Origin of the sequence: uncultured Campylobacter sp. (assembly GCF_938018035.1) — a bacterium.
GTDB lineage: Bacteria > Campylobacterota > Campylobacteria > Campylobacterales > Campylobacteraceae > Campylobacter_B.
This window is the reverse complement of the sequence record NZ_CALIJF010000151.1, coordinates 1-9881: the sequence shown is the minus strand read 5'-3', so window position 1 is coordinate 9881 and position 9881 is coordinate 1. Positions and strand designations below refer to the sequence as shown.

The window sequence follows — 9881 nt, the reverse complement described above, 5'->3', positions numbered from 1 at the left end:
GAATTTTAGTTAAAATCCTTTCACCAAAATTTCGCGTAAAAGCTCTGCGAAAATGTCAAATTTAGGAGAATCCTTGAAGCTTCAAATGTCCTTGATGTCGGTTGCCTGCGTCGTAATCATCCTGGCTGGTCTTAAAGCCGCGCAGGCTATCGTCGTGCCATTTTTGCTAGCTATTTTCATCACGGTGCTCGTCTCGCCGCTGGTGCTTTATGTCCAAAAGATCCGCGTCGGGCGCGTTTTTAGCTTCCTCATCATCACCTTTGCCTTCGTGGCGATTATAGTGTTTTTCGGTGCAGTCATCTTCGATGCGATCAAGGAATTTTCAGCGCGCCTGCCCGAGCTTCAAGCAAAATTTGAAGAGGTGCTAGGAGGCGTGAGTGCGAAGCTCTCTCGATTCGGCATAGAGCTTAACGCCGCAAGCCTGGGCATCGATCCAAGCGAAGCCGCCGCGCAGCTATCGGCATTACTGCGTAAGACAGGCTCAATAGTCTCGACGGGATTTTTCATTTTTATAATGGTTTCATTTATGGTCTTTGAAAGCTCCGTAATCGACGAAAAAATCCGCTATTTTTCGCAAAGTAGCCGCGCTACGCACACTTTCGTGAAGAAATTTGCCTCCAGCCTCAAAAAATATCTGCTAATCAAAACTATCGCTTCAGCTTGCACCGGTGCGCTCATCGGGCTTGGGCTGTGGGCTCTTGGTGTCCCATATGCTGCGCTGTGGGGGATTTTAGCTTTCGTGCTAAATTTCATCCCTACGATAGGCTCGATCGTAGCGGTCTTTCCGACGCTTTTCGTGACATTAGCTACGATGGATATAAGCTCTAGCATCTGGACTATCGCAATCTATTTAGTCGTAAACGTAGCGATCGGAAATATCATCGAGCCACGATTTTTAGGGCAAGGGCTCGGGCTTTCAACGATCAGCGTGCTTGCAGGGCTACTACTGTGGGGCTTCGTACTTGGTATCGGCGGGCTATTTTTGGCTGTGCCGCTTACGATGAGCTTGCAAATCGCGCTTGCCTCAAACGACAAAACACGCTTCATCGCGACTCTATTAAGCAACAAGGTCGAAAGATAAAGCGAAATTCCGCGGAATTTTAAAATTCTATAAATTCTAACTTGAGCGCGCTCAAGAGTATTTTTGTCTCTTTTAGATAAAATCCGCCCAAAGGATCAAATATGACTAGCGAAAAATTTATTTACGAAGTAAACACGGTGACGAAATTTATCCAAATTTACTGCGATGGCAAGCATACGGATGCGCTTAAAAAAGATGGTGCCGTGCTTCATGACTACAAAGACGATAGGGGGCTTGTGCAGACGCACTTTCATCTCTGTAGCGACTGCGAGCGGATGCTGCGTTACGCCTATGCGCGCCTGCGCGCCTGCCCGCATACCGAAAAGCCACGCTGTCACCACTGCCCGCATCCGTGCTACGAGCGCGAAATGTGGGTAAATATGGCTAAGATGATGAAATATAGTGGCATGAAGCTTGGGCTTACGAAGATAAAAAAGCTTTTTTCGTTTAAAAAAAGCTAACTTGCGCTGGCAATTTAGCTAGGATTTGCGAGTAAAATTTATCTCTGCAAACTCGCTTCATCTCTACACAAAAAAGTATAAAAAAGCAGCGTGAGAACAAGCACAAAAAAGATATAAAAATCAATCAAAATGCTAAATCTTAGCGCGTAAAATTCTGCCTCGCAAACACAAATCCTCCGCAATCCTTGATAATAAATAATTAAATTTGAGTTTATAGTTTTAAGTTAGAATTGTGCCCAATCAAAGGAGAAAATATGAAGGTCATTACCATCGCGGTCGTTAACGGCAGGGTCGTAAACGAAAAGGAATTAATCGCGTCTATCGCCGATTATGACGATTTTACCGCGGTTGCCGAACAACTCCGCAAAGGGCTGAAATCGAGGTATTTTACATCTAGAGAGCATGCGAGGATCTATAAAAAAATCAGTGTCGAGACGGGCTTTAGGCGCGTGCGATTCGACTACAAACCTTATAAAGATAAAATTTCAAACCTTATTGCCGAGGGCTACACCGTCAAGGCGATCTTAAAAAAGATCGGCGAGGAGGACGAAGCATTCAAAAACGCCGTTACTGCACCCGGGCTTACGCACTTCATCTCCGTGACGTTCAAAGATGAAAAAACAAGACTTCGCGCAACCGCAAAAAAAAGCGAGGATTTCTTATACGCGTATCGCTTCGAGATCAAAAAAATGCACTTCCAAGGCGTTAGCAATAAAGAAATTTTAAAGTATATGAAATCTCACTACGAAAAGGATTTTGCCAAAGTAAGCGAGCGCGATCTTACCGCTTTTATCGAGGCAAACGCCGTGCTGGATACCGACCGCAAACTCTCGCTGTATAAAAAGCCGAGCCTTTATGATCCGCATTTTAGCGAGATTATGAAGCTTTACGCAAGTGGCATGCGCGTCTACGATATCTGGAAGACGCTTAAAGCCAAATACCCCGAGCTAGCCAAGCTTCAGGCGCCGAGCCTTTATCAGTTCATCGCAAACAACGCCCTTGGCAAAGCCAAATATATGCAAAAAGACTGATATGCCCGCGCTTCTTTCAAATTTTACTTTCAAATTTAAAATTTCGCCGCGATAAAGATCGATGAAAGCCGGTGAAATTTCTATGAAAACCTGCGTCATTCTCTGCGGCGGCAAAAGCTCGCGTTTCGGCAGTGACAAAACGCTGTTCCCATTTCGCGGGCATCCCAGCATGACGCACTTTCTTTTCTCGCGCCTAAGCCGCGAGTTTGAGCGGGTTTTCGCCTGCGCCAAAAGCTCTAAATTTAACCCGCCGCTTCCTATGGTCTACGACGAATTTGAGGAATTTTCGCCGATGGGCGCGCTGTATTCGGCGCTAAAGCCCTTTAGCGGCGAGCGCATTTTTATCATCCCCGCCGACATGCCCTTTGTAGAAATTTCCACCATTCGCGCTCTTAGCGAGCAAGAGGGGCAAATTTGCGTAGCAGGCGACGAGGCGCACAGACATAGCTTGTGCGGCTTTTTTGACGCAGCTCTTGCGCCGCGCGCGCTTGAGCTCTACCGCGCGAAAGAGCATAAGATCGGCGCGCTCATCGGATCTGCAAATTCCAAAGTGCTAAATTTCAAAAACAAAGAGCAGTTTTTAAATATAAATTATCAAAACGATTTAAAGGGCGTAGATGAAATTTAAAGCTTTGGCGTTCGCGCTTTGCGCCATAAGCCTAGCCGCGCAAGATCTCTCCGAGCTATACGCAAAGGCTAGCGAATACGAGGCCAAGGACGATTACAAAAACGCGATGATCTATTACAAAAAGATCGCCGCGGCAAGTCTAGCGGATAAAGGCGATAAACCGCGCCGAAAAGTCGCAGAAAATTCTACCTCGTCCGCAGAAAACCGCGCTTCGCACGATGATGCCGTCGTTTTAAACTCTGCGGTGCCGCAAAATTCTTTAGCACAAAATTCCGCCATGGCGGAATCCAGCGCGCTAAATTCCGCTGCGACAAATTCCGTAGAAGCAAACTCGGCCACGTCAGGCTCGGCGTTAAATTTAGCATCATCTAATTCCGGCTCGATCTCGCAAAATTCCGCCGCGCTGGATTCCGCGCCGCAAGGCGAACAAAATGGCCGAAATTTTGGATTTTTAGGGCTTAAATACTACGAGCCGATCTATATACTTTTTACCCACGATTTTAGTAAAAAGCCCGATCGCAAGGCGGATGAGCTGCATTTTGAGTTTAGCTTCGAGCGCCCGATTGCCTACGACGCGCTGGGACTTGGAGAGAAAATTTCATTCGCTTACGCGCAAAATTCCTGGTGGCAGATCACGCAGGATAGCGCCCCCTTTCGCGAAAGCAACTATCGCCCCGAGCTATACGTTAGCGCGCCGGTGCCGTTTGCGGACGAGCTAAAGATAGGCACCATGCACGAATCAAACGGCAAGGGCGGCGAGGAATCGCGCTCGTGGAATAGGCTCTACGCGCAAAGCACGTGGAGTGCGGACGGATTTTCGATCACCCCCAGAGCCTGGTATGCCTTTTGGTTGGACCGCACGAACGAGGACATCGCGGATTATATGGGCTACGGCGATCTGCGCGCGTCATACACCTTCGGCAAGCAGCGACTTAGCGCTCTGTGGCGAAACAACCTACATTTTGACGGCAATAACCGCGGTGCGATCGAGCTGAACTATAGCTTCCCGATCTTTAACAGCGGATTTTACGGCTATCTGCGCTACTTCAATGGCTACGGCGAGAGCCTCGCGGATTACAAACGCAGCGTCAATAAGATCGGCATCGGGCTTTCGTTCGTGGAATTTTAATGCCATCTGCACAGAGTTGCGAGCTAAATTTGAACTCACGACTCGTTGTTCGTCTTAAAATCGCATCAAATTTCAACTGCTTTTAAATTTCTTAGAAATTAATATTCTTTTAGCTAAAATCATGGATTAAATTTCATCAAAGGATCAAGAAATGGCACAAATTCAAGAGGCCGAGCTCATCTGGAAAGACGGCAAACTAATCCCCTGGGCAGAGGCCACTACTCACGTTTTGACGCACTCTTTGCACTATGGAAACGCCGTATTTGAGGGCGTGCGCGCCTATAAAACCGACAAAGGCTACGCGATTTTCCGCTTGGACGAGCACACTCGCAGGCTTGAAATTTCGGCAAAGCTCTGCTTAATCAAGCTTCCGTTTAACTTCGAGCAGCTTCGTCAGGCTCAGATCGACGTCGTCGCAAAAAACCTCTTCGATCAGACCGTTTATATCCGCCCACTTGCGTACTTCGGCTACGGCTCGATGGGCGTTTCGTCTAAGGATTGCTCGGTAAACGTCGTCGTCGCAGCGTGGCAATGGGGCGCGTATATGGGCGAAGAGGCGCTACGCAAGGGTATCAAAGCCAAAATTTCATCGTGGATGAAGCCGGCGCAATTTTCGATGATGGCAAAAGCCAAAGCGAGCGCGAATTATTTCAACTCGCAGATGGCAAATTTTGAGGCGGTCGATGCGGGATACGATGAGGCGATACTACTCGATCCGCAGGGCTTCGTCGCGGAGGGCCCTGGCGAGTGCCTATTTATCGTAAAAGATGGGCTCATCATCACTCCGCCGAACGACACCAGCCTAGAGAGCATCACTCAAAACTCGGTCATCGAAATCGCGCGCAGCCTGGGCTACGAAGTCCGCAGAGAGCGCATCGCTCGCGATCAGCTCTATGCCGCGGACGAGGCGTTTTTCACCGGTACCGCTGCGGAGGTCACGCCGATTAGCAACATCGACGGCAGGATCATCGGCAAGGGCGAGATGGGCGAGATCACGAGCCGCTTGCAAAAGGCGTATTTCGCCGTCGTCACGGGCAAAGACCCTAAATTTGAGCACTGGCTCACATACGTTAAATAAGGACGCGCATGCCAGCGGATTTGAATGATTATTTTAATAAGAAAAACAGCGACAAAAAAGGCGGGAATTTAAATTTTAAAATTCCTAATTTTGGAGGAATGGGTAAGTTTAGCGGCGTGATTTACGCTATTATTGCGATAATCGCGCTGCTCGTGATCTCAAAACCCTTCGTCACGATCCAATCGGGCGAAGTGGGGATCAAGTCAAATTTAGGTAAATACGATCCGACGCCTCTTGGCGCGGGACTTCACTTTTTCGTGCCGTTCATACAGGACGTATTCGTCGTAGATACTCGCACGCGTATCATCAACTACACCAGCAGCGAAGATATGAGCGCGGGTATCGCTACTAAAAGCGGCACCGCGGGCGGTATCATTAGTAAAAACTCGCTTTCGGTGCTAGACTCGCGAAATTTGCCCGTCAGCATCGACATCACCGTGCAATACAGGCTCAATGAAGCCACGGCGCCCAACACGATCGCCGAGTGGGGCTTTTTGTGGGAGGATAAGATCATCGATCCGCGCGTAAAGGACGTCGTGCGTAGCGTCATCGGCAACTATGCCGCCGAAGAGCTGCCTACCAAACGCGACGAGATCGCCAAATCGATCGACGACGGCATCCGCAAGAATATCGAAGCACTGCCGAATTCACCCGTAGATCTGCTAGCCGTGCAGCTTCGCGAGATCATCCTGCCGGCGAAGGTAAAGGAGCAGATCGAGAGCGTGCAGATCGCCAAACAGGAGGCTGAGCGCACCAAATACGAGGTCGAGCGCGCAAATCAAGAGGCGCTTAAAAAGGCTGCTCTTGCCAAAGGTAACGCAGACGCCGTCAAAATCGAGGCTCAAGGTCGCGCCGATGCCGCCAAGATCGAAGCCGACGCGCAAGCCTACGCCAACAAAGAGATCGCAAAGAGCTTGGATGCAAATCTTTTAAGCCTTAAGCAGATCGAGACGCAGGCTAAATTTAACGAGGCGTTGCGCGAAAACGGCGACGCGAAAATTTTCCTAACGCCGGGCGGCGCGGTGCCTAATATCTGGGTCGATACGAAAGATAAGGCGAAACAAAGCGCCATCGAGCGGGAAAATTAAAATTTCAGGCGGTTATGCGCCCAGATTTCGCGAACTAAATTTAATAGCGAGTTGCTCCGGGCGCATAAGCTTAACTCTCGATTTTGCGAGCTAAACTTAACAGCGAGCGTAAAAGCTCGTGACGAGCAGAACTCGCGCCCGTCGCAGCTTAAACCTAGCGGTAGCTTAAATTTAACCGCTAGGCTTGTTTTAAATTTACGAGGCGCGCCGCTTCGTAAATTCATAACTCAAATTCCGCGTGCAGCGGCTAAATTTAAGGCGCGCGACTTCGCAAACTAAGGATCAAAGATGAAGGTAGATTGGCAAAAACTGGGCGGGCTGCTTCCCGCGATCGTGCAGGACGCGGGTGACGGCGCGGTTTTGATGCTCGCGTACATGAACGAAGAGGCGCTAAGCCTGACGCTGCGTACCGGCTACGCGCACTACTTTTCGCGCAGCAAGGGGCGCATCTGGAAAAAGGGCGAGAGCAGCGGTCACGTTCAGCTCGTAAAATCCGCCTTTTTGGACTGCGACAACGACGCGCTGCTACTTAAAGTCGAGCAGTGCGGCGGATCCGCCTGCCACACGGGCGCGCGAAGCTGTTTTTTCAAAGAGATTTCGCTGCAAAAATGCGGCGAAAATGTGGGGAGCTCAAGCGCTTGCGGCGCGATAAATTTCGCAGAGCACGGCTCTGCAACCTCTCTCGTGCAGAAAAATTCCGCGAATTCTCGCACAGAGCAGAATTCCGCTTCCTGCGACGGCTCGGCGGATTACGCGCCCCAAAATTCTATTGCCCGTGACGGCTCGCAAAATTTTATGCCTCAAAATTCCACTGCCTCTTGCAATCGGCAAAGCTCTGCGACACAAAATTTTACGGCAGCAAATTTCATCGCGGCAAATTCCGCCTCAGAGTGCAGCAAGCAAAATTTAGACGCCGCCGCGCAAAATTCTACGCTCGAAAACTCTACGGAAAAAAGCCCGTACGGCATTTTGGACGAAATTTATCATGTCTGCTTGGATCGCAAGCTAAACGGCGAGTCCGCGCTCTCCTACGTCGCCTCGCTCTACGCGAAGGGCGAAAACGCCTATCTCAAAAAGATCGCCGAAGAAGCGTGCGAGTTCGCGCTGGCGTGCAAGGACCTCTCGCGCAGCGAGCTTTACGCAGACGTCGCGCGCGAGGGCTTCGGCGAACACAGAGTGGGCGAGCCGCGATACGACGTGATTTACGAGGGAGCGGATCTTTTATTTCACCTTCTGCTCGCACTTACGGCGCACAATATCCACCCGGACGCCCTACTTGACGAGCTAGCGCGCAGGCAAGGGCAAAGCGGCATCGAAGAAAAGCGCAGCCGAAAAAAAAGCTAATTCTGCCTTGCGGCGACCGCGAGTTTATTTAGAGCAAAGCGCGCCTGAAGCGAGCCGTAAAACTCAAAGGCGATTTTACGCTGTAAACGCAAATTTAAGGGTCGATAATGAACGAAATTTTAGAGCGAATTTACGAAATAGAAAACCTCGCCGAACTAGAAATTTTTCTGCGCGCCCAGGATCAAATTTTAATTCGCGAACAGCTGCTAGGCGAATTTGACCGCTACGCCTTTTATAAAAACGCTAGCGAGTGGAACAGGACCGTTAAAATTTGCGAATGCCTAGCGATCGTAGGCTGGGGCGAGCGCGAGAGCTTGGAGGCGCTGCGCGGGAAATTTTACAACGGTTATACGATGACCTATTTTTTAAATGCGCACGGCGAGGCTCGCTTTGTAGAAGCTATGTGGTCGAAACGCAAAACGGGGCTTACGATGCAAGACGGCGATACGTTTTTTCACGAAAGCCCGGATGCGGCGGGCAAAACGCTCGCGCGCCCCGTAAAAGAGGACATTTGTGACCTCAAGCTAAACAGCCAGCGCAACTGGATAGCCAAAAATCCGGTCCGCATCACGCGCGCTATCAGCAACTGCTACGAAAACTCGCGCGCCGCGATAGAAAGCCTATTTGAGGATCTACAACCGGCGCTTAATGCTAAAATGTGCCCTAAAATTTACGGCTGCGCGATCAACTACATAAAGCTATGCTGCGCGTTTAGTTTTGATGATGAGCACTGCCGAACCAACTACATCATAGCACCGGACGAGCCGCGCCTAAGCTCGCGGCGCGCCTGGGAGCTGATACACGAAATGATGAGTGAGGAACAGAGGCGCGCGGGCGGTTACTATTTGCGGAACCGTTTTGAGTATTCGCCGTTTAGAAAAGACACGGGCAAAACGGGCGCGCTGATACATTTCGAGCGCGAGTTTAGCGAGCTAGCGCCCATGGAGCAAAAGCGAAAGATGGGCGAGTATTTTTTGACGGCGCTAAAGCAGATCGCACAAAAGCAAAGCAAGCTTGAGTATGATTTCGCCGCGATGATAGAGGATTTTAATAAAATTTTATGCGAGTGGACGGCGGCTGAAATTTAGCGCTCGTCGGGGCGGCGCTTTAAAACACATCGGCGGCGTGCAAATCCACGCGTAAATTTAAGCGCCTTGCGCAAATCGTAAAATTTCACTAAAATTTTAAAATCAAATTTAAAGGATAGCTGATGAAGCAGATCACGATGCAGGAGGCTTTGGACGCGGTTAGCGAGCGCTACTGCAAAGGCCATCACTACGAAAACGTAGCACTCACCGATGAGATGGTGCGCCGCATCTGCGAGGTAAAAAGCCTCGTAAATATGGGCTTTATAGCCACGGCGATTACGGACGCGGCGCTACAGCATCTAGCCACGCTGCCGAAGCTTGCGTATCTGTTTTTACAAGATAGCGATAAGATAAGCGGCGAGGGCTTTAGATACTTTGCAGCACACGCCAAGCTCGAACACATCGGTATCGAGAACGTCAGCATTACGGATGAGGGGCTAAAAGCGATCGTGCAAATCCCGAAGCTAAAATCGCTGCGCCTGGTCAATTCGCGCGTGAGCTTTGCGGGGCTGCTAGCCGCGGCGGATACGAAAATCCAGTTTTATCTAGACGGCGGGCAGTTTAGCAAGGAGCAGATTGCGGAGTTTGAGCAGGCGCAAAGAGACGCCGCAAAGAGCAAAAAGAAGCTTGATCCAGATGACCTGGCGGCGGCGCAGAGTGCGCTTTTAGAATTTTTCGCGGCGATGAGCGAGTGGGAGAAATTTGCCACATCGCGAATTGATGACGCGGATGACGGCGAGGTGCAGCGCAGATGCGACGAGCTATTTGCGCGCTACTGCACGCCCGTTAAGCGCAGCGGCTTCCGCCCCGAGGGTATTTCGTTTTCGATGATGGAGGGCGGCACCTACGGCGGGTACGAGCTAACGGACGCCGAATGCGAGAGCAAAAATAAAATTTACATCTACGCCAAGGACGAACACGGCTTTGCGCGCCGCTTCCTGCTCGTGCGCAAG

General features: G+C 50.2%; 10 protein-coding genes and 1 pseudogene. All 11 read left to right on the top strand.

Annotated elements, in window-relative coordinates:
• Positions 1-73 precede the first annotated feature (73 nt).
• Positions 74-1081, top strand: coding sequence for an AI-2E family transporter (locus tag Q0257_RS04620; RefSeq protein ID WP_297942846.1), 1008 nt, complete (start codon positions 74-76; stop codon positions 1079-1081).
• A 101-nt stretch (positions 1082-1182) separates the two neighbouring features.
• Entirely contained in the window at positions 1183-1542 is a 360-nt protein-coding gene (locus Q0257_RS04615; protein WP_298022122.1) for a nitrous oxide-stimulated promoter family protein, read from the top strand.
• Between the two features lie 254 nt (positions 1543-1796).
• Positions 1797-2573, top strand: coding sequence for a hypothetical protein (locus Q0257_RS04610; protein WP_298022118.1), 777 nt, complete (start codon positions 1797-1799; stop codon positions 2571-2573).
• A 61-nt stretch (positions 2574-2634) separates the two neighbouring features.
• Complete coding sequence (locus tag Q0257_RS04605; RefSeq protein WP_298022115.1) at positions 2635-3201, top strand: molybdenum cofactor guanylyltransferase; 567 nt, start codon at positions 2635-2637, stop codon at positions 3199-3201.
• The gene (locus tag Q0257_RS04600; protein WP_298022112.1) at positions 3191-4330 is read left to right on the top strand and encodes a phospholipase A; all 1140 of its coding nucleotides are present in this window, start codon (positions 3191-3193) and stop codon (positions 4328-4330) included. Before Q0257_RS04605 ends, Q0257_RS04600 begins: the two co-directional genes overlap by 11 nt.
• A gap of 151 nt (positions 4331-4481) precedes the next feature.
• Positions 4482-5408, top strand: a complete 927-nt coding sequence (locus Q0257_RS04595; RefSeq protein ID WP_298022109.1) for a branched-chain amino acid transaminase — start codon at positions 4482-4484, stop codon at positions 5406-5408.
• An 8-nt stretch (positions 5409-5416) separates the two neighbouring features.
• Entirely contained in the window at positions 5417-6496 is a 1080-nt protein-coding gene (locus Q0257_RS04590; protein WP_298022106.1) for an SPFH domain-containing protein, read from the top strand.
• Positions 6497-6784: 288 nt separating this feature from the next.
• Positions 6785-7105: pseudogene (gene hisI / locus Q0257_RS04585) on the top strand (phosphoribosyl-AMP cyclohydrolase); the annotation flags it as partial.
• 186 nt (positions 7106-7291) lie between these two features.
• Entirely contained in the window at positions 7292-7840 is a 549-nt protein-coding gene (locus tag Q0257_RS04580; protein ID WP_298022126.1) for a phosphoribosyl-ATP diphosphatase, read from the top strand.
• A 107-nt stretch (positions 7841-7947) separates the two neighbouring features.
• Complete coding sequence (locus tag Q0257_RS04575) at positions 7948-8928, top strand: hypothetical protein (RefSeq protein WP_298022104.1); 981 nt, start codon at positions 7948-7950, stop codon at positions 8926-8928.
• Positions 8929-9050: 122 nt separating this feature from the next.
• The coding region (locus Q0257_RS04570) for an NTF2 fold immunity protein (protein WP_298022102.1) at positions 9051-9881 on the top strand (831 nt) is incomplete at its 3' end.